This is a genomic window from Aliivibrio friggae (genome assembly GCF_057368515.1).
Window position 1 is genome coordinate 1,214,973 of record NZ_CM170649.1, and the last position, 26,917, is coordinate 1,241,889.

General features: G+C 39.3%; 22 protein-coding genes. 12 read left to right on the forward strand and 10 right to left on the reverse strand.

Annotation, left to right across the window (positions count from 1 at the left end):
• The first annotated feature begins 162 nt into the window (after window positions 1–162).
• The 7 genes from AC2INI_RS18960 (at window position 163) to AC2INI_RS18990 (ending at window position 8,700) form a co-directional block, all read left to right on the forward strand.
• Window positions 163–1,101 carry a porin gene (locus AC2INI_RS18960; RefSeq protein WP_486306024.1) on the forward strand — a complete coding sequence of 313 codons (939 nt, stop codon included), beginning with the start codon at window positions 163–165 and terminating at the stop codon, window positions 1,099–1,101.
• 168 nt (window positions 1,102–1,269) lie between these two features.
• Window positions 1,270–1,506, forward strand: coding sequence for an RNA recognition motif domain-containing protein (locus tag AC2INI_RS18965; protein WP_122033542.1), 237 nt, complete (start codon window positions 1,270–1,272; stop codon window positions 1,504–1,506).
• Between the two features lie 136 nt (window positions 1,507–1,642).
• Window positions 1,643–3,361 (forward strand): RluA family pseudouridine synthase, encoded by a 1,719-nt coding sequence (locus AC2INI_RS18970; protein ID WP_486306025.1) that lies wholly within the window; start codon window positions 1,643–1,645, stop codon window positions 3,359–3,361.
• 1 nt (window position 3,362) lies between these two features.
• Window positions 3,363–5,072, forward strand: a complete 1,710-nt coding sequence (locus tag AC2INI_RS18975; RefSeq protein ID WP_486306026.1) for an RluA family pseudouridine synthase — start codon at window positions 3,363–3,365, stop codon at window positions 5,070–5,072.
• A 239-nt stretch (window positions 5,073–5,311) separates the two neighbouring features.
• Window positions 5,312–6,391 carry a rod shape-determining protein RodA gene (gene rodA, locus AC2INI_RS18980; protein WP_122033539.1) on the forward strand — a complete coding sequence of 360 codons (1,080 nt, stop codon included), beginning with the start codon at window positions 5,312–5,314 and terminating at the stop codon, window positions 6,389–6,391.
• Window positions 6,392–6,613: 222 nt separating this feature from the next.
• Window positions 6,614–7,837, forward strand: a complete 1,224-nt coding sequence (gene gltS, locus AC2INI_RS18985) for a sodium/glutamate symporter (protein WP_122033538.1) — start codon at window positions 6,614–6,616, stop codon at window positions 7,835–7,837.
• Window positions 7,838–8,034: 197 nt separating this feature from the next.
• Window positions 8,035–8,700, forward strand: coding sequence for a DedA family protein (locus AC2INI_RS18990; protein WP_122033537.1), 666 nt, complete (start codon window positions 8,035–8,037; stop codon window positions 8,698–8,700).
• 105 nt (window positions 8,701–8,805) lie between these two features.
• On the opposite strand, the gene gnd is transcribed toward AC2INI_RS18990, so the two are convergent.
• The 9 genes from gnd to lolC form a co-directional block, all read right to left on the reverse strand.
• Window positions 8,806–10,254: a decarboxylating NADP(+)-dependent phosphogluconate dehydrogenase gene (gene gnd, locus AC2INI_RS18995; protein ID WP_122033536.1), complete on the reverse strand. Its 1,449-nt coding sequence runs from the start codon at window positions 10,252–10,254 to the stop codon at window positions 8,806–8,808.
• A 28-nt stretch (window positions 10,255–10,282) separates the two neighbouring features.
• Window positions 10,283–10,999 (reverse strand): 6-phosphogluconolactonase, encoded by a 717-nt coding sequence (pgl, locus tag AC2INI_RS19000; protein WP_045103843.1) that lies wholly within the window; start codon window positions 10,997–10,999, stop codon window positions 10,283–10,285.
• On the reverse strand, window positions 10,996–12,498 hold the full coding sequence (gene zwf / locus AC2INI_RS19005) for a glucose-6-phosphate dehydrogenase (RefSeq protein ID WP_122033535.1): 1,503 nt from the start codon (window positions 12,496–12,498) through the stop codon (window positions 10,996–10,998). Before zwf ends, pgl begins: the two co-directional genes overlap by 4 nt.
• A 176-nt stretch (window positions 12,499–12,674) precedes the next feature.
• Window positions 12,675–13,721, reverse strand: a complete 1,047-nt coding sequence (locus tag AC2INI_RS19010) for an HlyD family secretion protein (protein WP_486306027.1) — start codon at window positions 13,719–13,721, stop codon at window positions 12,675–12,677.
• 5 nt (window positions 13,722–13,726) lie between these two features.
• A complete protein-coding gene (locus AC2INI_RS19015) occupies window positions 13,727–15,040 on the reverse strand; it encodes a glycosyltransferase family 2 protein (protein WP_486306028.1) in 1,314 nt (437 codons plus the stop codon).
• Window positions 15,033–16,391 (reverse strand): TackOD1 domain-containing metal-binding protein, encoded by a 1,359-nt coding sequence (locus AC2INI_RS19020; RefSeq protein WP_486306029.1) that lies wholly within the window; start codon window positions 16,389–16,391, stop codon window positions 15,033–15,035. Before AC2INI_RS19020 ends, AC2INI_RS19015 begins: the two co-directional genes overlap by 8 nt.
• Before the next feature lie 161 nt (window positions 16,392–16,552).
• Window positions 16,553–17,797, reverse strand: a complete 1,245-nt coding sequence (lolE, locus tag AC2INI_RS19025) for a lipoprotein-releasing ABC transporter permease subunit LolE (RefSeq protein ID WP_486306030.1) — start codon at window positions 17,795–17,797, stop codon at window positions 16,553–16,555.
• On the reverse strand, window positions 17,797–18,513 hold the full coding sequence (gene lolD / locus AC2INI_RS19030) for a lipoprotein-releasing ABC transporter ATP-binding protein LolD (protein ID WP_486306031.1): 717 nt from the start codon (window positions 18,511–18,513) through the stop codon (window positions 17,797–17,799). The genes lolE and lolD overlap by 1 nt, the downstream gene beginning before the upstream one ends.
• Window positions 18,506–19,714: a lipoprotein-releasing ABC transporter permease subunit LolC gene (gene lolC, locus AC2INI_RS19035; RefSeq protein ID WP_486306032.1), complete on the reverse strand. Its 1,209-nt coding sequence runs from the start codon at window positions 19,712–19,714 to the stop codon at window positions 18,506–18,508. Before lolC ends, lolD begins: the two co-directional genes overlap by 8 nt.
• A gap of 172 nt (window positions 19,715–19,886) precedes the next feature.
• Between lolC and AC2INI_RS19040 the strand changes: the two genes are divergently transcribed.
• From AC2INI_RS19040 to bamJ, 5 genes are all read left to right on the forward strand, one after another.
• A complete protein-coding gene (locus tag AC2INI_RS19040) occupies window positions 19,887–20,456 on the forward strand; it encodes a PilZ domain-containing protein (protein WP_151655231.1) in 570 nt (189 codons plus the stop codon).
• A 15-nt stretch (window positions 20,457–20,471) separates the two neighbouring features.
• Window positions 20,472–23,927 (forward strand): transcription-repair coupling factor, encoded by a 3,456-nt coding sequence (gene mfd / locus AC2INI_RS19045; RefSeq protein WP_486306033.1) that lies wholly within the window; start codon window positions 20,472–20,474, stop codon window positions 23,925–23,927.
• 89 nt (window positions 23,928–24,016) lie between these two features.
• Complete coding sequence (locus AC2INI_RS19050; protein WP_486306034.1) at window positions 24,017–24,910, forward strand: peptidoglycan binding protein CsiV; 894 nt, start codon at window positions 24,017–24,019, stop codon at window positions 24,908–24,910.
• Window positions 24,911–25,027: 117 nt separating this feature from the next.
• Window positions 25,028–25,651 carry a thiol:disulfide interchange protein DsbA/DsbL gene (locus AC2INI_RS19055; RefSeq protein WP_162922489.1) on the forward strand — a complete coding sequence of 208 codons (624 nt, stop codon included), beginning with the start codon at window positions 25,028–25,030 and terminating at the stop codon, window positions 25,649–25,651.
• Between the two features lie 29 nt (window positions 25,652–25,680).
• Window positions 25,681–26,154 (forward strand): BamJ family beta-barrel-assembly machinery protein, encoded by a 474-nt coding sequence (gene bamJ / locus AC2INI_RS19060; protein ID WP_486306035.1) that lies wholly within the window; start codon window positions 25,681–25,683, stop codon window positions 26,152–26,154.
• 94 nt (window positions 26,155–26,248) lie between these two features.
• Here the strand turns inward: bamJ and AC2INI_RS19065 are convergent, their stop codons facing one another.
• On the reverse strand, window positions 26,249–26,860 hold the full coding sequence (locus AC2INI_RS19065) for a class I SAM-dependent methyltransferase (RefSeq protein ID WP_486306036.1): 612 nt from the start codon (window positions 26,858–26,860) through the stop codon (window positions 26,249–26,251).
• Window positions 26,861–26,917: the final 57 nt, after the last annotated feature.

Consider the following 26,917-nt stretch of genomic DNA (forward strand, 5'->3'; position numbering starts at 1 on the left):
TCCTATCAAGAGTAATATGTTAGTCACTCAACTGACATATTACTTTTATAAATTCTAAACAAAACTTACATCAATCTTTCATATATAAATTTTATCTTAGAACCCAAGCAAATAACTAAGCCTAAACGGACTGTTTTGGTTAATTTAAAGGTATGGGATCTAATGAAAAAATTACTACTATCGACAGCTATTTTATCTTCTTTTGTATCAGCCCCTCTTTTAGCAGCAACGGTTTATGATCAAGATGACACTCAACTAAAAATAGGTGGCAGAGCCGAAGCTCGTGCAAATATCTCTGATAATAATGAAACCGCAGCAGATAGTTCATTTGAAGACAAAAGTCGTGCTCGTATTAATTTAAAAGGGAAAACTAAAATCAACGATAGCTTAGGGGCATTTGGTACCTATGAAGTAGAGATTGGCAGCGGTAAAGACAATACTGTAAATACGCGTTACCTATTCGCAGGTTTAAGCACAAACGTTGGTAACTTCTCGTATGGTCAACAAGATTCAGCGCAAGTAATGCTGACCGATTACACCGATATTTTAGCTACTTTCGGTGGTGACGCAGCTGACTTAACCACAGGCAACAAAGATAAGCGTGAGAATAACTTTTTATACTCAGGTGAATTTGATGCACTCACTATTCAAGCAAACTACATTGCAAGTAACGAAAAGAAAAACGACAGCTTTGGTATTTCAGGTATGTACGCATTACCAATGGGCTTAGATTTTGGTCTTGGTTATACCTCTGGAGAACAATCTCCAAATGGCATCACAACACTAGATGCAGATCAAATTAACTTAGCGGTTCGCTACACGCTTAATGCCTTTATGGTGTCTGGTCTATTTACAACGGGTGAAGTCGATAAACTTGATGCAAGTGGATATGAATTAGCTGCCGCTTATAAACTTGACCAATGGGTGTTCCAAGGCGTTTATAACTTCCAAGAAAGAGACAGCAATGACACCGTAAACAATGTTGCCATTGAAGCCATTTACAAATTAAACAAAAGCTTTCGTACCTATGCAGGCTACAAGTTTGAACAGATTGATAACCTAGATGACCAACTTCAGTTTGGCTTACGTTACGATTTCTAATCCAGCTTAATACGCCCAAATTTTAGCGCTCTGGGTGGAGGGCTAAATACAAATCCGAAACCATTACTGCATGGTTTCGGATTTTCTTTTCTTAAAGAGACAGAGTACTTGGGTAAAGTACCAAGATCTGTTATAACGTACCCTTAAATCACTACTATATGGTTACTCATGAAATTACTTGTTCGCAATCTTCCTCGTACTATGTCTGAATTCCAACTGCGTGAAATGTTCCAAGCACACGGTTCATTCAAATACTGTAAGTTAGTAATCGACGAAATCACTGGTGAATCAAAGGGCTTTGGCTTTGTTGAAATGCTAGTAGAAGAAGAAGCGTTAGCCGCTATTGCAGCAGAAGACGGTAAAAAGTTTGGTAAAGACAAAATTCGCGTAAAAGCAGCAGAATAAGCCACTTACTTCTGTAAACCAAACGCATTCGAGTGATTCAAAAATCAGCGGTCTCAACCTATTTTTGAATCACTTATCTTTATGCGCATCATTCTGCAATATCCCCCTATTTCATCCCTGCTAAATAGATATCATTATGCCTACGTCTGATCTGTGTTTTACCTCTTTTTCTCATCCAATTGACAACTATGCTTTGCCAGAGCGATTCACTTTTCCATTTTATTATGAACCGCATCCCTTATGTGAACTGGCTGCTAATCAGTTACAGTGTCACTTAGAGAGCCAAGCTGAATGGCAACATAACTTTGGCTTAGAGATTCAATTACCGGCCACAGACAACAGCGAAAAAGCCATTGGTAAGATGTTTGGCGTATTACTCGTTCAACATTCATCAGGCGAGATCGGGTTCTTATCTGCGTTTTCAGGCAAAGTGGCTGACAGCAATCACCTTCCCCACTTTGTTCCTCCTGTCTTTGATATGTTAGAAGAAGACGGATTCTTCAAAGCAGAGTTAGCAGAGATCACCGAAATAAATGCAACCATCAAACAACAGCAGATCAATCCATTACTTGCTGATTTAACCGCAGCAGTAAAAGCCGAGACTATCGCTTCACAAGAGCAATTAGAAGCCCAACGCCAAGTGATGATTGAAGGGCGAAAGTCACGTAAAGAGCAACGTGCAGAAGCAGAAATCAACGCTAAGGATAGCTCTCAAGAATCAATTGATGCGCTAAAGCAATTAAAGATAAAATTGGGCAGAGAAAGTGTCCAAGAGAAAAATACGTTAAGAGATCTTAAGATCTTTTGGGACGATAAAATTAGCCGTATTCAACAGCAGTTAGATGAAATCAATACCGAATTATCGCAATTAAAAACAGCGCGTAAAAATCTATCTAATGCATTGCAAAAGAAGCTGTTTCAACAATATAAGTTCTTAAATACCCATGGTGTAGAAAAAGATCTCAATGATATTTTTAAAGACACGCCAAACCATATTCCTCCAGCAGGCTCTGGTGAATGTGCCGCACCTAAATTATTACAATACGCCTTTGCTCATGGTTTAAAACCGTTAGCATTAGCTGAATTTTGGTGGGGGGTTGCTCCAAAATCTGAAATACGCCAACATAAAAAGTTCTATGCTTCTTGCCAAAGTAAATGCCAGCCAATTTTAGGCCATATGCTTGATGGTATTGAAATGGATGAAAACCCATTACTGATAAACCCAGCAGAAGGCAAAGACATTGAGATCGTTTATGAGGATGAGTTTATGCTTATCATCAATAAACCTGCTGATTTTTTATCAGTACCCGGTAAGAATATACAAGACTCAGTATATACACGCATTCAGCAGCGCTACCCTAATGCAACTGGTGGATTGATCGTTCATCGCTTAGATATGGCGACCTCTGGATTAATGATATTAGGGCTAACCAAAAAATCACATAAACGATTACAAAAGCAGTTTATCAATCGCACCATCGAGAAGCGTTACACCGCCTTAATTGAGGGTGTATTAGCACAAGATGAAGGCATGATCACACTGCCACTGCGTGGGGATTTATATGATCGCCCTCGTCAGTTAGTCTGCTTTGAACATGGAAAACCGGCAGAGACAACGTATCAAGTCATCGAGCGCATAAAAGATAAAACTAAAGTTTACCTGTACCCAAAAACAGGACGCACACATCAATTACGAGTTCACTGCGCCCATAATTTAGGCTTAAATATGCCGATTGTTGGCGATGATTTATATGGTAAAAAAGCGGATCGACTACACCTACACGCTGGCTATTTATCTCTGACCCATCCAATGACTAAAGAACCAATGGAATTTGATATTGAGGCGGAGTTTTAATATGCAACAACACAACATAGCATCTTCAAAATTTACACGATTTTCTGGTCAGATCGATACTATTGCTCTGCCTGAACGTTTTACCTTTCCTTATTTCTACGTTCCACATCCATTGGCGTCACTTGCAATGGAAGAGCTGCAGCACTATTTAGATAATCAGAAAACATGGCAGCATGACTTTAGCACTCAAGGTAAAATGTTTGCCGTTCTTGTCGTCAAAAATCAACAAGGCGAGCTTGGTTATCTCTCCTCTTTTGCTGGCACGCTTTTAGACAGTGAAGAGAGCCTCAGTCAAGCGCCTGATTTTTTTGTTAATGCCATTTTTAATAACCAAGCGCACCATAATCTATTTTCTAATCAAGAAGACGAAATCAAAGCCCTTGAAGCAACTATTATCCAATTAGAAAACGCGCCTGATTTTGTCGCATTAAAAGAGAACCTAGCCGCAAGTACGGCTCAATCAGAACAAGAAATTTCAGCGTTTCAGCAAGCAATGGCAGTAGCAAAAAAAGAACGAAAGCTGCGTCGATCTCATGCTGAATCAGACTCTGAATCACCACTATCTCCAGATGAATTAAGCGCCTTAATTAGTGAGCTTGGAAATCAAAGCAGTCGTGAAAAACGAGATTTAAAGCAGTTAAAACAGCAATGGCAGCAGACTATTACTGAGTTAACCACGCAGCACAATGAATACCTTGAAGCGCTTAACTTAGTTAAACACCAGCATGATAAATTACAACAAAAAGTAAAAAATGATGCATTAAAAGCGACTCTATTTCTTAATCAATCTGGTGTATCAAAGAGTCTGTTTGAGCTATTTGAACAAAATAATTCAACTAAACATACTCAAGAACCAATCCCTTATTCAAGTGAGCAAAACTTACCTAAGCTACTGCAAGCGGCTTTTACATTAGGCTATACACCAATAACATTAGGTGAATTTTGGTGGGGTTCAGCACCGTATGAGCAAGTTCGCCAACATAAAAACCGCTATCCAGTATGTCAAAGCAAATGTTTTGAAATCATCAAACACATGCTTGATGGTATTGATGTTGATGATAGCCCATTAGAACAAACGCCTTCTTATGGAAAAGAGTTAGAGATCGTTTATGAAGATGATGTCATGGTCGTTGTTAATAAGCCTGTTGAGTTTTTATCGGTTCCCGGTAAGTTTATTACTGATTCTGTCTATACTCGAATTCAAGCGCGCTACCCTACCGCAACCGGGCCTTTAATTGTTCATCGCTTAGATATGTCGACCTCTGGCTTACTCGTATTAACGTTAACGCCAGAAACCAATAAACAGGTACAAAAGCAGTTTATTGAACGCACAGTAGAAAAACGCTATACCGCTCTACTTGAAGGTAATATCAGCAATGACAGTGGTTTAATTACGCTACCATTACGCGGGGATCTGGAAGATAGACCTCGTCAAATGGTTTGTCATAGTGACGGTAGAAGTGCAGAAACATCTTACCAAGTTATTGAGCGTGAAAATAATCGCACTAAAGTTCACCTATACCCTAAAACGGGACGCACTCACCAACTGCGAGTACATTGTTCACATCAAGCAGGATTAAACACCCCGATTGTGGGCGATGATATATATGGCTTTAAAGCGAATAGACTGCATTTACACGCAGGATATTTAAAGTTGCGTCACCCTATCACTGGTAATGAGATGGAATTTGAAGTCGAAGCTGAATTTTAATCGCCTTCTAAATAGCTCCAACTAGTAAACTGGCACTGAGTCGTGCCAGTTTTTTATCTTATTCATCAAGTAAAGATTGCTTTTTTTTGTAAAAGAGTTACTTTTCGTCATCTTATAAATCACTCGGTCACATTGCCCGATTATAAAAAGCCCTTAATCAAGCACTTTTCTCTACCCAATTTATCGCTCAATGCTATGAGCTCTCGCTTGTCTATCTGTTTTATAATGAATGATTAACTATGTTTAAGTACGCACCTCGAATTGACTACCCACTACTGATTGCGATTTCATTACTCATTTTACTTGGCTCACTCACAGTCTGGAGTGCCAGTGGTTTTAGTGAACCCATGTTAGAGCGACACCTTATTCGTGCTTTTATTGCTATTGGCTGTATTGTAGTGATGTCTGCTATTTCACCACGAACCTATGAGCGAATAACCCCTTATTTATTTGGTTTAGCCGTTATTCTATTGCTTGGCGTTATCGTTGCGGGTGACAGTACTAATGGCTCTCAACGCTGGTTGGCTATTGGGCCGATTCGATTCCAACCTTCAGAACTGGTTAAAGTTGCCATCCCTCTAATGGTTGCATGGATACTGGTCGCAGAAGCAGGCCGTCCTGATATGAAAAAAATCATCATCTGCTTACTTGTCACCGCCATTCCTGCCGGTTTGATATTTATCCAGCCTGACCTTGATGGTGCCATATTTACGATTATTTATGCTCTATTTGTCCTCTACTTTGCAGGGATGAGCTGGAAGATTATTGGCTCTTTTCTTGGTGGAATTGCCGTTATCGTTCCAATGCTATGGATCTTTGTGATGGCCGCTTATCAAAAAAAGCGTGTGACTCAGTTTCTTGATCCAGAGTCAGATCCCCTTGGCGCTGGATACCAAATTATTCAATCATTAATAGCGGTTGGTTCCGGTGGAATGCGTGGTAAAGGCTGGACGAACGCAACACAAGGACAGTTAGGGTTTATTCCTGAAAGTCATACTGACTTTATTTTTTCAACTTATGCTGAAGAATGGGGCTTTTTAGGTTGTCTAATTTTACTTGGATTATATCTGTTTATTACAGGTCGAGTAATTTGGCTTGCTTACCAATGTGAATCTTCATTTAATCGCTTAGTCAGTACTACGTTTGCTCTTAGTTTCTTTCTGTATGCTTTTATCAATATAGGAATGGTAACAGGGCTATTACCAGTAATGGGCAGTCCATTACCCTTTTTTAGTTATGGTGGTACAGCCATGATTACCCAAGGGATCTGTTTTGGTATCATTATGTCCCTTTGTCTAAATAAAGCATATAAACCTTAATAATCAGTAAATTATAAAGTATACAGCAGCGGTATTGAGATTGTATTTGTTATGTCACATTTCTAATATGAACTTTTTATGACAGTGAATATTTATAGTGACATTTTTAATAACTTAGCATAATCTCGATCTTCCTAACAATGCTCATCTTAGTAAGATATCAAAGACTTACTTGGATTAGCATCATACCTATTGGTTTGATAATTTTAACTTCGAGCTTTTATGACAAATACTCTATCTATCGGTGCTTTAGAATCGTTTCTAATTGCTATTGCCGTACTGTTTCTTGGTCATTTCATTAACTCAAAAATTGACCTTTTTAAACGATATAATATCCCCGAGCCTATTGTTGGTGGATTAATTGTGGCTTTTGCCATTACACTTTTACACTTTCAAGGCATCAGTCTCGAGTTTTCACTGCCTTTACAAAATACATTCATGCTAATGTTTTTTAGTACGGTTGGCCTTGCCGCTAATTACACACAATTACTCAAAGGCGGTACCAAAGTATTCCTTTTCTTAGCCGTTGCTTCGTTCTATATCATCATCCAGAACGCGGTCGGTGTTGGACTTGCTAGCGCAATGGGATTAGATCCTTTAATGGGATTGATTGCCGGTTCAATTACCTTGTCTGGTGGTCACGGAACAGGAGCAGCTTGGTCGCAAACCTTTGCTGAGAACTACCAAATCAACACTCTTGAGTTGGCAATGGCTTCTGCTACTTTTGGCTTAATCATGGGTGGCATCATTGGTAGCCCTATTGCACAGCGATTAATTAAAAAACATAACCTTGAATCTGAATATGGTGTTGGGGTTAATACTCACGAGCGATTCCCCGAGCTTGTCACTTATAATGAGCATGAAGAAGATAAAGTCACCGCTAAAAAAGTGATCGAAATGCTGTTTATCTTGCTTATTTGTGTGGTTGGCTCTAAATATTTAAGTCAATTTGTAAACAGTTTCGGTGTTGCTTGGCTAAAAATCCCTGATTTTGTTTATGCCCTATTTGTCGGTGTATTCATTACTAATATTTGTGAAATCACAAAAGTACGTAAGATCGATACTGAAACTGTCGACATTTTAGGAACGGTTTCTCTTTCACTATTTTTAGCCATGGCATTAATGAGCTTAAAACTTTGGAATATCTTTGACTTAGCCATACCCTTCTTAATTATCTTAACCGTTCAAACTATTGTTCTGGGGTTATTCTCATACTTTGTGACTTTCCGAGCAATGGGATCTAACTATGATGCTGCAGTAATGGTAGGTGGTCATTGTGGCTTTGGATTAGGGGCTACGCCGACAGCGGTAATGAATATGGGCTCTCTCGTTTCTCGTTTTGGACCTTCTCCACAAGCATTTATGGTGGTGCCAATTGTTGGTGCATTCTTTATCGATATAACCAACCTCATTATTCTTCAGGCTTATATTAGTTTTATTGGTTAGATCAACGTATCTAACTGATTTAACGGTTAAAATAGAAAAAGATCGAGTGACAAATATTCGGTCTTTTTTTTATCTGCAATTCAATTATGAACTTTTTATGACAGTGTATATTTTTAGTGACTTTATCAATAAGTTAACTTAATCTCGAAGTACCTACCTAATTAGTTTACGACTTATTTTTCGTCTGGAGAATGGCGATGTTTGACTCATTTGTTTCGATTTTAACGGCTCTTTGGCAACAAGATTTCACCGTACTACAAAATCCAGCAAGTATGACGATGATTTACTTTTGTTTGATTTTATTTATTTGGTTAGAAAGTGCTTTCATTCCTGCGGCTCCCCTTCCTTGTGACAGTGTTGTTATCCTTGCGGGATCACTAGCGGCGGCAAATGTCATTAGCTATCCTGTGATTGTCGCTGGATTAATTATGGCGGCAGCTATTGGTAGTCAGCTTGCATTTATTCAAGGCCGTTGGCTGCATAAATTTCCAATGATTCAAAAATGGATCAATGCGGTTCCTGCTCATCGCTTACAAACCGTAGATTCTTTATTAGCTAAACACGGGCTGATTGCTTTATTTGTGGCTCGTTTTATTCCTGTTGTGCGCCCTCTTTTGCCGTTAATGATGGGATTAAGAATGCAGAAAGCATCTCGCTTCCATTATTTCGCATGGATGAGTGCCGTTATTTGGATTTTGTTGTTAACTGGTTTTGGTTACTCTCTTTCATTTTTACCAGAAAAATTGTCTAAGTACATAACGATGGCCTTAATGGCAGCTCCTGTAATTACTTTAGCAATTGCAGTAGGTAGCTTTGTTAGCGGTTACTGTGTCAAAAGATATCGACGCAAACGCATTATTTAAATTGTTTCCACTTAGAAAAAACACAGATCGACAGATACAAAAAAGCCCTTAACTTATTATTAGCTAAGGGCTTTTTATCAGATTTCAATAACTACTTTACGTATATTACACGTCGTAAGTTGTTGATGCTGTATTACCACCTGTACCAGTCCAGTTTGTGTGGAAGAATTCACCACGTGGACGGTCAGTACGCTCATAAGTGTGAGCACCAAAGTAATCACGTTGAGCTTGTAAAAGGTTCGCAGGAAGACGCGCTGTTGTGTAGCCATCTAGGAACGTAAGTGCAGAAGTCATACATGGCATTGGGATGCCAGATTCCATAGACTTAGCTGCTACTTTACGCCATGCACCCATACAGTTGTCTAGGATGCCTTTAAAGTAAGCATCTGAACCTAAGAATGCGATCTCTGGGTTTGCTTCATAAGCATCACGAATGTTACCTAGGAATGCAGAACGGATGATACAACCACCACGCCACATTAGAGCTACGTTACCGTAGTTAAGATCCCAACCATTTTCGTTCGACGCTTCGCGCATTAGCATGAAACCTTGAGCGTAAGAGATGATCTTAGATGCTAGTAGTGCTTGACGAACTGCATCAACCCACTCTTGCTTATCGCCTTCAATTGGAGCGATTGTCTTACCGAATAATACTTCAGCTTCAACACGTTGATCTTTAAGAGCAGATAGGCAACGAGAGAATACAGATTCAGTGATTAGCGTTAGTGGGATACCCATATCTAGCGCGTTGATACCAGTCCACTTACCAGTACCTTTTTGGCCTGCTGTGTCTAGGATCTTTTCAACTAGTGCTTCACCATCTTCATCTTTGTAACCAAGGATGTCAGCGGTGATTTCTACTAGGTAGCTGTCTAGCTCAGTTTTATTCCAATCTGCAAATACAGCCTGCATTTCGTCAGAATTCATACCAAGACCATCTTTCATGAACTGGTATGCTTCAGTGATAAGCTGCATGTCACCGTATTCGATGCCATTGTGAACCATCTTAACGAAGTGACCAGCACCGTCGTTACCAACCCAATCACAACAAGGCTCACCTGCATCAGTTTTCGCAGAGATACCTTGGAAGATAGGCTTAACCGCTTCCCAAGCTTCTGGAGAACCACCAGGCATGATAGAAGGACCGAAACGAGCACCTTCTTCACCACCAGAAACACCCGTACCGATAAAGTGAATGCCTTTCTCACGAAGAGCAGCTACACGACGGTTAGTATCTGGGAAGTTAGTGTTACCACCATCAATGATGATGTCACCTTTGTCTAGAAGTGGTACAAGCTTGTCGATGAACGTATCAACAACATCACCAGCACGTACCATTAGCATTACTTTACGTGGCGCTTCTAGTTTCTCAACTAGCTCTTCTAGAGAGTAAGCACCAACAATGTTAGTTCCTTTAGCTGGACCTTCTAGAAACTCGTCTACTTTTGCAGCAGTACGGTTATGAGCAACAACTTTGAAGCCGTGGTCGTTCATGTTTAAGATAAGGTTTTGACCCATTACTGCTAGGCCGATTACACCGATATCACCTTTCATTATTTTCTCTCCTTGCGGCTATTCGCGATTATGCGATAGCGCTTGCTGCATTTGAATCGAGGAACCACTCTGTTTCACCAGTTGTAGACTGGATTTTTGCTGCCGGATAAGGCAACTCTGAAGCAGGTGTCGTATGAATTTCTTTAACGATCTCAACTTTGCCAGAACCTAATACTAGGTAGCTGATTCGCTTTGCGGCTTCTAAAACTTTTGCCGTTTTAGAAACACGGATTTGACCAGACTCAGGATGAGAAGCCAGTACAGACAAGTTCTCATCTTGGTAATTAGTCACACCAGGGAACAATGAAGCAGTGTGGCCATCAGCGCCAACACCTAATAAAATCCAATCAAAAACTGGCGTGCCATTTTCAGATGGGATCACGTCTGCCATTTCTTTAGCAAAACGCTCCGCTTCTACCGCAGGTTCATCTTCACCACGAATGCGGTGAATATTTTCTGCTGGTAAATTTACTTTAGTGAAAAGTAATGTATTAGCTTCACCAAAATTACTCTCAGCATCATCAGGGGCAACACAACGCTCATCACCCCACCAAAAGTGTAAGTTATTCCATTGAATGCCTTCTGCATATGGTGCTTGTGCTAACAATTTGAACAGCATTTTAGGCGTACTTCCGCCAGAAAGTGAAATATGAACAGCTTTACCCTGCTCACTATACGCTTTCATTTCATTTGCTAAGTTTTCAACAACTAGCTCAGGTGTAGCAAAAATTTTGTGATTGATCATAATTCGCAGTAATCCGTATCTGTTAAATTTTTGCATGGGAAACGCCATGCACGATCATCTCTTTGTAAAAGCTCATCCGCTTCTTGTGGTCCCCAAGTACCACAGGCATATCCAAACAAAGATTGAGGATCTTGTTTAAAGTCTAAAATCGGTTGAACATATTTCCAACACGCTTCCACTGCATCAGTACGAGCAAATAACGTTGCGTCGCCATTCAGTGCATCTAGCAATAGACGTTCATACGCAGTAAGCATTTGAGTTTCTTGCAAGTCAGCATATGAGAAGTTCATCTTAACTTCTTTTGCCTTAAAACCAGCGCCAGGCTCTTTTAAGCCAAAGCTCATCTGAATGCCTTCATCTGGTTGAATACGGATAATCAACTTATTCTCAGGCGCATTCTGACCAAAGACTGGATGTGGGGTTTGTTTAAAGTGAATAACAATCTCTGTTACTCGGGTCGGTAAACGCTTACCAGTACGAACATAGAAAGGAACACCATTCCAACGCCAGTTATTGATATAAGCTTTTAAACCGATGTAAGTTTCTGTTCGAGAATCATCGGCAACACCATGTTCTTCACGATAACCCGCTAACTGTTGGCCACGTACATCAGATGCAGTGTATTGACCTAACACAAGGTTTTTACGCAAATCATCTTCTTCAAGCGGTTTAAGGCATTGAAGAACTTTAACCACTTCATCACGAATCGAATCAGCGTTAATTTGAGCAGGTGGTTCCATGCCTACCATTGCTAATACTTGTAGCAAATGGTTTTGGAACATATCACGAACGGCACCAGAACCATCGTAATAGCCACCACGTTCTTCAACACCAAGGAATTCCGCACCAGTGATTTCAACATAATCAATAAAATTACGGTTCCATAACGGTTCAAACATCGCATTTGAAAAACGAAGAACAAGTAGGTTTTGAACGGTTTCTTTACCTAGGTAATGGTCAATGCGGTAAATTTGGTGTTCTTGAAAATGGTTATGAATTTCTTTATCAAGGCTTTGTGCTGATTCAAGATCATATCCGAATGGTTTTTCAATAATCAGACGCTTCCAGCCATTAGATTCATCGTTGAGACCATGAGTCGCCAAGCAAGCTGGAATAACACCGTAAAGGCTTGGCGGAGTTGCTAGATAAAAAAGCGTATTCTGTTGCTCAAGTTGGTATTTGTCAGCCAATAAGTCTAACTTAACAGCCAGTTTACTGTAATCATCAACATCTGAGGTATTTACCGCTTGATAATGTAAATGCTCACAAAATGCAATAAGCGTTTCTGGATCTGTTTTTTCCATCTCTTGCAGTGATTTTTTCATCTTTTCACGATACGACTCATCGTCATATTGAGAGCGGCTCACGCCTAAGATTGAAAAAGATTCTGAAAGTTGATTACTCGCGTACAGATGATACAAAGCAGGAATAAGCTTGCGGAAAGTAAGATCTCCCGAAGCTCCAAAAATTACGATGGTATTGTTGTCCGAAATTGTCATTATTTCTCTATCCGATACACAGTAAAGTATGCGCGTATAATAGAGAAAATCTTTTCGAATTTCTAATCAATTTTAATTATTATATCAATAGGTAAAACCTAACAACAGAGTAACCACATAAAGTAAAAGGGTATAAACCTCCTAATTTATATAATCTATCGGTTTTTTATTCTAAATTAAAAATAAATCTCTACTGGCATCCCTTCTACCCATTCGCTCTCTAGTAGCCCGCCCAAAAAGGTAATTTTCACCTTTAGTAATGCTTTCGCCCCTTCAAAAGGTTTGGCTAATTGTGCAGGTAACTTAGACGTTAACCCTATTGATTGCGCTACCCTTGCTTTCACTTTCTGCCCACTAGGAAGCACAACACTCACTAAGGTTCCTAATTTAGCTTTGTCTATATGCTTAGGCTCTAAATAACTGATCACAAATGGGGCGACATCAGGAGAAATCGTTACAAGCGAGTCTCCGATACTCACTCGCTGCCCTTCAAGTGCATTAATATCGATAACGAGCCCCATATAAGGTGCTTTAATTGCTAATGCTTCTAATTGGTTCATTTTTGTTGTTAGACTTTGATTTAACGTTCTCGTGACTTGAGCAATACCGCCAGCTAACTCTCTCTGTTTTTGAGCAATTTTAGCTTGATTCAAAGCAATGTAGGCACTTGTTAATGAGCTCTGTGAGGTATTATAAATCCCAATAATAGCCGCATAATCTACTTGTGACACCTTTCCTTCCTGAGCATATTGGTCGTAATTCAATTTAATTTTAGTGACTTTTCGTAAGTTATGCTTAGCTGCCGTAATTGCTGCGTAGTAAGGTGATAAATCCTCTTCATCCCTTCCTTCTTTCGCCTCATTTAAACGTAATAATTCCTCTTTAACAAAAGCAACTTCTTTCTCTAAAACGGGAGCTTTAAGTTGTATAAGCAATTGCTCCTCAAGTACAAATTCATTTTCATCTACGGCTATCTTTTTAACTATTCCATTCTGAGACGCAGTAATGACTACTGGACCCGTAGTTATCACTCCAGGAGCAGTAATGAATAGATATTGTTTAGCATAAGTGTAAATTATAAGAAAAATAGGGCTTAATATAATCGCTAAAATCAAATACCAGCGAAAGCGATACCCCCCTCGCTTAGCGGTACCATATACCACCTTCATACCATGTTCAGTCGTCGGTTTTTGGCTTTTCTCTAAGTGAAATTTAACTTTCATAATCGTTAAAACCTTTTACCTCGTTTAAGTACCCACCATGGAGCCATACTTGACTCTTCATGGCCCCTCCTAACCACTTCATTAATCATCGCAAAGGCGGTAACGACTCTCATAAACAATGCATAGAATGGATAGATAAATAGCCAAAGTACCATCTCTCTATCTTCTTTTACTCTTTCTGAAATTAATGCTAAATAGACAATAAAGGTAAGTGAAATGAACAAAAAATAAATGACATACAAACAACTTAATACCGCGAGTACGACTGTTGTCGGATAAAATAAAAAAAGATAGACATTAAAAAGTGTCATAATTAGAGGTAACAACACAGTTTGAAGTACCCCATAAACTAAAATATATAAGAAGCTTCCCCACCCTAATAAATTAGGAGCTAACCCTCTTCGGTGCTTACGTAAGTACAGAAATAACAAATCACCATCCCAACGTAATCTTTGTAACAGTAAAGAATGTAGCGTTGAAGGAACATCAGTATGACCAATTGCTTGTGGAGAAAAATTAAGTCGCATATCAGGATAGCGTTTTTTATATTGCTTTAGGCGAAAAGTAAGGTCGAGATCTTCAGCGGTATGCGTATCCCATCCACCTATTTGTTTTAGCATTGGTCTTTTGAATGCCCCAAATGCGCCTGATATATTATTAAGCAGGCCCCACGTTGCCATCCCTGTTTTACTTGTTTGCATCGACATCATGTACTCAAGTGACTGCATTCTTGCCCAAAAACTATCTTGTCTATTTCGAACTCTTAACGCCCCACCACAAGCGACGACATTAGGATCAGAAAATGACATGGCTAATTGACACGCCATATTATTATCAAAAGAGGTATCACCATCTACATTAACAACCAGATCGTACTTAGCTTCAGATAGACCTGCGTTCAATGTAGATACTCTTCCTCCACGCTGCCATTTTGGTAATACTTTTATCGCTCTATCTTTTCTTAAGTGATGACGTTTCTGTCCTTTAATAGCAGCACGATAAGTTAATAAATTCTGCTCTGCACCATCAATCACAATCAGAATTTCAATCAAACCCGAATATCTTTGCTCAACTAAGGTATCAATCGTCTTAGTAATCTCATCACCTTCTCCATAGCAGGTAATAATAAAACTCATTGATGGTGTTGAACTTAAATAGGTATTACTTGCTTCTCTTGACCAAAATAACACCCCAATAAATACAAAAAGCAACAAGGGGACTTCAATAGCTAACATGATAGGAAGAAAAGTAAGAATTAATTCAAAATAAGTCCCTAACGTTCCGGTAAGCGTATGCAAAATATATTGAAATTCATTCATGCGAGTTACCCTTAATCAACTGAGCTAACCAAGAAGGTGCATTATCGCTTAATGAAGTACTAGGCAATTGCCATAAATACACATTCAGTGTTATCAATTCTGACTCTATATCATTGGCTATTTTCTCAATTTTGCTTTCTATAATGGAGTAAGAATCAATTGGAGTCATTGGCATCAATAGCAACATTATTTCAGAACTATAATGACAACAAATATCAGTATCGCGCAGTAGTCGATTAAAATGATTCGATATTTCTTCAATCAATTGCAGCCGTTTTATTTCACCAAACTGTTGAGAATATTCCTCAATACCTGATAGCTTTACTCCTAACAATAAATGGCTCTGTTGATGCCTTATCGCAAGCTTATTTACCCAACTTAATAAGTTATGAAACGATTTCTGATCTATAAGCCCATTTAATTTTAGCTCTTGATCTAACGGTCTTCGGCCATACATCATTAAGCTTTTAACTTGTTCTCCTACTCGAAATTGATTAATTTTTCGAGCGATTAATTCATTAGTCTCATTAACCAAAGAACAAGATAAACAGCGAGCACGTACGACTGATTCAGAAAATAGCAACTTGCATTCTTCACATTTATATCGCTCTAAAGGTCGATCATAATCAACGCCAATATGACGCAATTGAGTTAAACAATTCGGACAAGCGAGTTTATCTTGTTGGGTAAATTGACTCTCTTCAGCGATATGCCCACAAGTAAAACAGTGCAGAGATACCATTTCTTCGATATTAGTGCTTTTGCAATCAGGACAGGTTTCAATATAGTTTAAATGCCCACTATGACAATAGGAGCATAACCTCACTTTATCTATCGTCTTTTCTCGCTCTAAATACCCTCGCTTTTCCTCTAACTGAAAATATGTATAAGGGCTATTGTCTTCTCCTGAATAGCATTGCATCAACGGATAATAATAAAGATCTTGTCTTTCACTCTGACAAAGCGGTGCCAATCGTCGTTGAGACCCTAGCCACAGCCACGCAAGTAATTTATCAAGTGGTTCTTCTTTTATTAAGGTTAATTTTTCCTGATGTATCTCCCACTTATCGACAACCTCATTAGGTTCTAAAATTCCATCTGATAAATATGGGCTTAATGTACTCTCTTGCAGAACGTAGACTTGGCAGTTCCAAATAGGCTGCTTACTATGTAAATGTAATAAGGCTTTATTTTGCGCTACTGGCGAAAGAGATAATATACAAATCGATGGTTCTGATAATGTTAATTCTTCATAATCATTAACATGAATAAACTGACCTTCTTTATTATCTATTGGGATATCATCACCAATAATATAACCATGAACTCTACTATTAATATTTGTATTCATAGCATTACCTCTAAAGACAAGGGTTCATTCTTTTTATCCCAATCTATTAATATCAATAAAACACTCACGTTTTATATATTATAGTCGGTATTTTTACTTTACATAAAAAAGGCCCCTAATTAGTTAGGGGCCTGATGAATATAACTATCTATCTGTGGGGGTTATTTAGAGCTCAACACCGCTGCAGGATGTAACTGGCTTGCCTTTCTTGCAGGATACCAAGTCGCGATGGCACTTAAAAATATCGCCGTCGCTGTCACAATAGCGACATCACTCCAAACTAGCTCAGAGGGTAAAAAATCAACAAAATAAATATCACCAGATAAGAACTGATGACCAATCAGTGACTCTAACCCTTTAATCATAGGTGTTAAATTTAAGGCAACAAACGAACCTAATGCAGAGCCTGCTAAACTGCCTGTCACACCTGAGAATATCCCTTGGCATACAAAGATACGTTTAATTAAACCGTCATTTGCACCCATGGTTCTTAAAATAGCAATGTCACCAGAGCGATCTTTCACGGCCATCATTAGAGTTGATACGATATTAAAACAAGCAACCCCAATAACGAGAACCATAACTAGGTACATGATTGAACGAACTAATTGAATGTCTCGGTATAAGTAACCGTATTTCTGAACCCAACTGCGTAAATAAACATACTCGGTTAATGTTCCCCCTACTTCGCGGACAATATTTTGAGCATCTAAAACACTACTGACTTGTAATGACACACCCGTGACACTGTCACCTAGATTAATATACTGCTGAGCATCTTTTAGAGGAACAATCGCTAAACCATGATCAACTTGCCCACCTAAAGACAATAGTCCAACCACTTGCAAACGTTGACGCTTTGGAGAACGAAGTTGCTTACTTGCATTTTCATCAGGGATCATCGCCGTGATCCAATCTCCAACTTTTACATCTAATGTATCCGCAACGCCCTTGCCTAAAATAACGCTTTGCTGGTTCGCTTCAAACGCTTTCCATGCCTCGTTATCAATATACTCAGGTAGTTTAGAAACCGCTCCTTCTAATATAGGTTCAACACCTCGAACTTCAACCGCTTTTAATTTACTGCCTCTTTCAAGTAAGGCGGTAAATCGCACATAGGGTGCAGCACCAGTAACCTTTGGGTGCTTCTTAGCTTGGATCATCATGGTTTGCCAATCAGATACTGGGTTTTTAACCCCTTCAAGCTCAGCATGTGGAATAACAGAAAGCACACGATTTTGCAGCTCACGCTCAAAACCATTCATTGCAGAAAGGCCAATGATGATCACTGCCACACCAATAGCGATACCAAGTGTGGATGAAATCGAAATAAACGACACCATCTTGTTGCGCTGTTTAGCTCGCGCAAAACGACCACCAATAAAAAGAGAAAGCGGTGAAAACATTACGCCTCCTGCTCTTGGCTTAATGCAGAACGAACTGTTTCAGTAATAAAACGGCCATCTTGCATGCTTAGTTGCTTATCCAGTTTCGCTGCCAATTCATTATCATGTGTCACCACTAAGAATGCAGTACCTGACTCTTGATTCAATTCGCGCATTAAATTGTAAATATCCAATGCTGTTTTATGATCCAAGTTACCTGTTGGTTCATCAGCAAGCACTAAAGCAGGCTTGTTAACTAACGCCCGAGCAATCGCTACACGTTGACGCTCACCACCTGACAGTTCAGAAGGACGATGTTCAATACGATGAGCTAATCCAACTTTCTCAAGTAATTCTGTTGCACGTAGTGCGGCTTCTTTCTTATGGATACCACCAATTAACAACGGCATCGCCACATTCTCTAACGCGCTAAAATCAGACAGAAGGTGATGAAATTGATACACAAATCCAATATGTTGATTACGGATTTTTGCTTGCTTATTCGCACTCAATTTTGTCAGTTCATTTTGTTGAAAATGTACCGTTCCTGCTGTGGGCTCATCAAGTGCGCCAAGAATGTGCAGTAATGTACTTTTGCCAGAGCCAGATGAACCGACTATCGCCACTAATTCACTTTCATTAATCTGAAAATCAACACCCTTTAGCACTTCAGTTTCCATTGTGCCTTCTTGGTAAACCTTACGAATACCCTGACAAACTAATAATGGATTACTCATATCTTAATGCCTCTGCTGGTTGTACGACTGCCGCTCGATAAGATGGGAATACGGTCGCTAATAAACTTAATAAAATTGCTAGAATAATGACTACGCACACTTGTAATGGTTCAACCTGTGCTGGCAAAGATCCACCAACAGTAAATAACGATAATCCAAGTGTAGAAAGAATAACATTAATATTACTGGCAAATAATGCACCTAACGTGCCACCAACAATGGCACCAATCACACCGCTGCTCGCCCCTTGAACCATGAAGATAGAAAGCACTTGATTACTCGTCATACCTTGCGTTTTTAATATCGCTACTTCCGCTTGTTTTTCCATTACCACCATAATAAGTGCAGAAATGATATTAAACGCCGCGATCGCCACAATAAGGCCTAGCATTAGACCCATCATGTTTTTTTCCATTTTTACCGCCTGGAATAATTCACCACGTTGATCACGCCAATCACTCCATGTCATATCATTTTCTAAAGGCAGTTTTGCTAATTCAGTCACTTGGAATGGGTCGTCGAAAAATAAACGCCACCCCGTAATGTTGCCTTTTTTAAGTTTCATCAAACGGGCGGTATCTTGAATGTTCGCGACCATTAATTGGCCATCGACATCAGAACCCGTATTAAATACGCCCACAACTTTAAAATTACGCTGGCTCGGAATACGGCCTAGTGGCGTATATTGGCTTGCATTTGTCACCATAATACGAACCGTATCACCATAACGAACGCTCAACTCACGCGCTAACTTTGAACCAAGAAAGATGCCATATTCACCCGCTTTAAGTTGACGAACATTGCCTGAAATTAAATCATATGCAATAGGGTCATATTCATCTGGGTCAATACCAACAAGCATACCCGCACTTAACCCTTTTGCGCTTTGAATAATCGCTTCACCACGAACCACAGGCGTTACTTGAGTAACATGAGGCAAGCTTGCAACATAATCGCGGTCATCCTCAGAGGGCGTGATTTGATCATCCACCGTTGATATCACCGCTTGCGGTAGTACACCAAGGATCCTATCTTTTAGTTGAGCTTCAAACCCATTCATCACAGACAACACCGTCACTAACGATAACACGCCAATAGTAATGCCTGCGGTAGACATATAAGAGATAAAACGACTGAACCTATCGCCAGAACGTCCTCTTAAATATCGCAACCCTATAAATACTGATACTGGATGAAACATAAATTCTCTCAATCATGCTTTTTGAAGCTATAATAATGAATACAGTCTATCACGTAAAATACTGGTATTTATTCCTTTTTTTGCTCTTTTGTTCATCATACTTACCGATTAAACACTTGCTGATACCCAGTGACTTCGCCATAATCAGTAAATAATAAATAGAGGGACGCTTATGTCACACGATGAATACTTTTCGGTTCACTACGATTTAACAGTTAATGTAGAACCGCTTGCTATAGACGCGATACTGCCAAACATGGAAACGTTTGAACGTGAGATCCCAGCCCCATTTCGAGTTGCTCAAGAGTGCAGTTCTATTGATGACCTCTCTGAGAACGAGCTTTCTTTCTTGAAGTTAGATGATGGTAAACGTCTTGCTAACTATTTAAAAAATCAGAATCAAAAACTGAATCTACTGCTGTCATATTTGTTAATTCAACAAGATGATGAAGCTTATCGCTATAAAACGTCGAGCTTTGGTGCGAGTAAATTTACTTTTGAAAGTAAGACAGCACTCAATTTAACTCAAAAAGCCAAAGTAAAACTCTTTCTTGAGCATCCGCCATCAGCGATTTACTGCTATGCTACGGTGACTCAATGCACCGAAACTGAAACAGGCTATAGTATTGAAATGGCTTATGAGCTTCTTCGTGATATCGATCAAGATTTACTGATCAAAGCCGCTCTGTTTCAACAACAAAAAGTGCTTAAACTTCGTGCTCAAGAACGCAACTTAACCTAATAATTGAATATCCTGATGCCTATAAAAAACTTACTGTCATTACCGTTACCAACGAAAGCCAATGATACACGCTCAATTGGTAATCTTACGGGTTCTTCTCTAGCACTTGCGATTGCAGAGATTGAGCAACAACACACTGGCCCTGTCGTGGTTGCGGTTACTGAGCCGCAATTGGCGTTTCGTTTACAGAATGAAATTAATCAATTTAGCCAACATTCAGTCGAGGTTTTTCCTGACTGGGAAACCCTTCCTTACGACAGTTTTTCTCCGCATCAGGACATTATTTCTGACCGTTTATCGCGCCTATATCACTTACCTCAGCAAAAAGATGGCACGCTAATCGTTCCTGTTAGTACCTTATTACAACGTCAATCACCACAATCTTTCTTGCACAAGCACGCATTGGTTGTAAACGTCGGTGATCGTCTATCGTTTGATAAGCTAAAATTACAGCTAGAAAAATCCGGTTATTTACACGTTGACCAAGTCATGAGCCACGGTGAATACGCAAGTCGTGGATCTATTCTTGATTTATTCCCAATGGGTAATGCACACCCTTATCGAATTGATTTTTTCGATGATGAAATTGACACCATTCGTCAGTTTGACCCAGAAAACCAACGTACGATTGAAGAAGTAAAATCCATTAATCTACTTCCTGCTCATGAGTTCCCTACTGATGATGTAGCGATTGAAGATTTCCGTATTCGCTGGCGCCAACGTTTTGATGCTCGTCGTGAGCCAGAATCGGTTTACCAACAGATCAGCAAAGGCGCTTGGCCTGCAGGTATAGAATATTGGCAGCCACTGTTCTTTGATGAAACGGAAACTCTGTTTGATTATCTACCAGATAACACATTACTGGTTACTATTGGTGATATAGAAAAAGCAGCCAATGATTTCTTAGCGGATGCTGAATACCGCTATGATCAGCGTCGAGTGGATCCACTACGCCCTCTTCTACCTGTAAACGAGCTGTGGCTTCAAACGGCGGATATGTTTGGTTTATTCAAACAATATCCACGAGTTAAATTATCTAAAGAAGCCGAAATAGAAAAAGCAGGTCGTTTTAATCCAGATTTACTTGAGTTGCCAGAAATTGCAATTCAGCATCAAAACAAAGAACCCTTCGCTCAATTTCGTCAATTCTATGAGAAATTCAGTGGTCAGGTTATTTTCTCAGTTGAATCTGAAGGTCGCCGTGAAGCCCTCCTTGAATTATTAGCACGTATTAAGCTAAAGCCTGCGATTTGTAATTCAATGAAAGATGCCGTCGCACATAAAAATAAAGCCACGTTAGTGATTGGCTCGGCTGAACACGGCTTTATTCTTCAAAACCCATGCGTTGCTTTTATTTGTGAAAGTGACTTACTGGGTGAGCGAGTAATTCAACGTCGCCGTCGTGGTGATAACAAATCAATAAACAGCAATACACTGATCCGTAATCTCGCTGAATTAAAAATTGGTCAGCCAGTGGTTCACATTGATCACGGTATTGGCCGTTACATGGGGCTTCAAACGTTAGACGTTGGTGATATGCCAGCGGAATATATGATGTTGGAATACCTCAATGAAACCAAACTGTATGTTCCTGTTTCATCATTAAATCTGATCAGTCGATATTCAGCAGGAGCCGATGAAACTGCCCCTATCAGCAAACTGGGCAGTGATACGTGGAGCAAAGCACGTCGTAAAGCAGCCGAAAAAGTACGTGATGTTGCAGCAGAGTTACTGGATGTTTATGCTAAACGAGCAATTAAACCGGGCTTTGCTTTTAAACAAGATCGCGAGGCCTACGCTGATTTTAGATCAAGCTTCCCGTTTGAAGAAACGCATGACCAAGAAATCGCCATTAACGATGTGCTATCCGATATGTGCCAAGCTAAAGCGATGGATCGTCTCGTTTGTGGTGATGTAGGTTTTGGTAAAACAGAAGTTGCCATGCGTGCAGCATTCTTAGCAACACACAACGAAAAACAAGTGGCGGTATTAGTTCCTACCACTCTACTTGCTCAGCAGCATTTTGAGAATTTCCGAGATCGTTTTGCTAACTTCCCAATTCGAGTGGAAGTGTTGTCTCGCTTTAAATCAGCCAAAGAGCAAAAAGAAATATTAGCTGCCACTGCGGAAGGCAAAGTGGATATCTTAATCGGAACTCACAAATTACTGCAAGACAGTATCAAGTTTGAAGATCTTGGTTTACTAATTGTGGATGAAGAGCACCGTTTTGGTGTCCGTCAAAAAGAAAAAGTAAAAGCGATGCGTTCAGACGTAGATATTCTAACGCTAACCGCAACGCCAATTCCAAGAACCTTGAATATGGCAATGAGTGGCATGCGCGATTTATCAATCATCGCAACACCACCGGCTCGTCGATTAGCGATTAAAACATTTGTGCGTGAAAAAGCGGATGACGTGATCAAAGAAGCGATTCTTCGTGAGATCAAACGTGGTGGACAAGTGTATGTCCTGCATAACAATGTAGAAACGATTCAGAACGCCGCTGAAGAGATTGAAAAGCTGATCCCAGAAGCTCGTGTCACCTTAGCTCATGGTCAAATGCGTGAACGTGAATTAGAACGCATCATGGGTGACTTTTATCATCAGCGTTTTAATGTTCTTGTTTGTACAACGATCATTGAAACCGGTATTGATGTTCCAACTGCCAACACCATTATCATGGATCGCGCCGATAAACTCGGTTTAGCACAATTACACCAACTGCGTGGTCGTGTGGGTCGCTCACACCACCAAGCGTATGCGTATTTACTGACGCCACATCCAAAAGCATTGAGTAAAGATGCAAGAAAACGTTTGGATGCGATAGCTTCACTGGAAGACTTAGGTGCCGGTTTTACTCTTGCTACTCACGATTTAGAGATCCGTGGTGCCGGTGAGTTATTAGGTGATGGGCAAAGTGGTCAAATTCAATCTGTTGGCTTTACCCTTTACATGGAAATGCTTGAGCAAGCAGTTGAAGCATTAAAAGAAGGTAAAGAGCCATCGTTAGATGATTTATTGCGAGAACAAACAGAAGTCGAACTTCGTTTGCCAGCATTAATTCCTGAAGATTACATCCCTGATGTCAATACTCGCTTGTCGCTCTACAAACGTATTGCGAGTGTTTCAGACAATGGCGAATTAGATGAACTAAAAGTAGAAATCATTGACCGTTTTGGATCATTACCAGAAGCGACTCAAACATTATTAGTCAGCTCAGAAGTTAAAATGTTAGCAGCTTCATTAAAAGTGAAGAAATTAGAGGCTCATGGAAATGGTGGTTACATTGAATTTGAACCTACCGCTGACATAAACCCTATGTTCCTTGTGTCATTATTACAAAAAGATCCAACAGGCTTTGCGCTAGATGGCCCAACTAAGGTTAAATTTATAAAAGACTTAACTGAGAGACAAGTGCGAATTAAATACGTAATGGACTTGCTCAAATTGTTTTACGAAAATAGAATCTAACTATTAGATTTAAATAATAAGAAAATACTAATTTTTGGTCTTGATTATGGACAACCAAGACTTTAAAGAACCATTTCACTGGAGTTTGAATGAAAAAAATAATTTACGCGTTAATTTTACTGGCAAGCTGGCCTTCTTTTGCTCGTCAATTTGACGTCGAAGTCATCATTTTTAAACGCAATGTTGAGCCATCTTCTTATCAAGAATCTTGGCCTGACATTCTTGCGCCTATCAATTTAGATCGTGCTTTCTCATATCGCGATAAAAAGATGATGAATAGTAATGGTGCATCACTACTTCCTTCTGGCTACTATAAGTTAAATGAAGCTTATACTAAACTGCAAAATCACGCTGGATTTAAGCCGTTAGTACATGTTGCTTGGCGCCAAGGTGATTCAGGCTCATCTCGTTCTCCTATTTTCCATATTCAAGCAGGACAAGATTTCTCTGATCGTTTTGTTGCTGATGGTCGAACTATTGAAGATGCAAACGCTGATTTATCACTGGTTCCTTTAGACGCACCAAAACCTGCGCTTATTGAAGGCTCAGAAACTCTTGAGGCAGATACAACAGCAACAACACCATCTTCTGGCCCTCTTCTTGAGTTAGATGGAACAATGCAGGTTTACGTTCAACATTACCTATACGTAAATACGATTTTAGACCTTAAAGTTCCTGGTCAACACGAATTTATCGTCAGCACACCAAAAGAAGAAAAAGACGTTATTACAGAAACAACCTCTACTTCTTCTGACGAAGTAACAACCACGGAAACCGCAGAACTATCGACTGAAGCGACAGCAATTGAAGATCCAAATGCGGATGTTCAGTTAGGCCATTTAGAAGACGTAACTCCGGAAACTGAAATTAAAGAGTTTTTAAAATCTTACCGCATGGAAGAAAGACGTAAAATGCGCAGTGGTGAAACTCACTATATTGATCACCCACTAATGGGCATGATCATCCAAGTGCGTAAAGTATAACATCGTAATTTCTTTACATAGTTTTACTAAATAGGACAACAATTGTTGTCCTATTTTATTTCTACTTTTTTAAAATCATGCTATTTTCACTCGAAATAATAACCTATGAGAATTCACATGAAATCCATTATCAAACCATTGTTACTTGTTCTTTCTTCAGCTCTTTTTTTAACAGCATGTGGCGATACTAACGAACCAAAAGAAGGCGTTCAATATGAAGTGCTTTCTACCACATTACCTACAGATTCAATTGCACCAGTAACTGAAGTTTTTGCCCTATCTTGTGGTCACTGCCGTAACATGGAAAACTTTTTACCTGTGATCAGCCAAGAAGCAGGCACTGATATTGATAAAATGCACATCACATTTAATCAATCAGCTCATGTTGCTGCTATGTTCTACTACGCTGCAGAAATGCAAGTAGATGGCACTCCTGATCACGCCTTTATGGAAGACTTATTTGCTGCAACCCAAATGGGTGAAGGTACAACGCTTACTCAACAACAAGAAGCCTATGCAAAAGCGTTCACATCTCGTGGTTTAACAAGCCCTTACGACTTTAATGAAGAGCAACGTGATATTCTTATTCAAAAAGTAGATAATGCTAAGATGCTTTCTGAGCAATCAGGTATTAGCTCTGTTCCTACTTTTGTTGTTAACGGTAAATACAACGTATTAATTGGTGGTCATGATGATCCTAAGAAAATCGCTGAAACTATTCGTTACCTACTAGAAAAATAATTGATTTAATACCAATATAAGGAAATAACGTGACTAAAATTATCATTACCATTGCGCTTATCGTTGTTGGTTATATGCTGTTTCAGCACTTTGTAAATAACCCAAAAGCAGCAAAAGAGAACATTGAAATTGGAAACGCATTTTTAGCTGAAAATGCAACAAAAGAAGGTGTTCAAACAACTGCATCTGGTCTTCAATATCTTGTACTTGAAGAAGGTACAGGTACTGAGCATCCTACAGCGAAGAGCAAAGTTAAAGTTCATTACCACGGTACCACTATCGATGGTAACGTATTTGATAGTTCAGTTGAGCGCGGTGAGCCGATTGAATTTGGTTTAGGTCAAGTAATCAAAGGCTGGACAGAAGGTGTTCAACTGATGGTAGTTGGTCAAAAAATGCGTTTCTTTATTCCTAGCAATTTAGCTTACGGTAACCGTTCTGCAGGCTCTATTCAGCCAGGTTCAGTACTGATTTTTGAAGTTGAGCTATTAGATTTTAAATAATCATTTATCAGCGTAAAGCTTCAATATCATATAATAAAAATGGCGAATCACTTTGATCCGCCATTTTTTGTTTCTAACTGTCGATAAACTTAACTTAGTTTAATTTACGCATCACGATTGTAAAATCTTCATCTGCATAGTCATCTATCAATTCACAATTTGGGCATAAGCTTAAACAATAACTAAGCACCTGCTGCGGATCATGTGCTTCTAGTAAATTGGTTTCTTTAAAATGATGGCGGTTTAATAAATTAAAAACAACGGCCTCTTCTGCCTTCTCAGACATAGTTCTAATTACTTTTGCATGATAGGTTTTGTTACGAGCTCGATAATTAAGAGAACCACTTGCCACCACAATATCTGCCATTGGTAGCTTAGTTGATGAAAAATCCCCTTTAATAAACGCACAATTATGTTGATGCTCAAAATGTTTTTTTGCTTGTTTAATGAAACTCCCCTGCTGATCAACACCGGTATAAGACTCCACAGTGCAACTCATATCAAGAAAGGTTTTAAAATCACCATAACCACAACCTAAATCCAATACTCGTTTGCCATCAAAATTAACGGCTTTAGCTATGGTTTTAAAACGTAAAAATTGAGATTCAGTCGAATTCCAACCTAATGATCTGGCATGATCACCTGCATATTGTTTCAGTCTTTCATCATGATAAAGACGAATACTCAATCTATCTAATAAGTGCATATGTTGTTTTTACCATTTTATTCTTAGAATCATACGGCTTGAAGTGTACTCCTGATA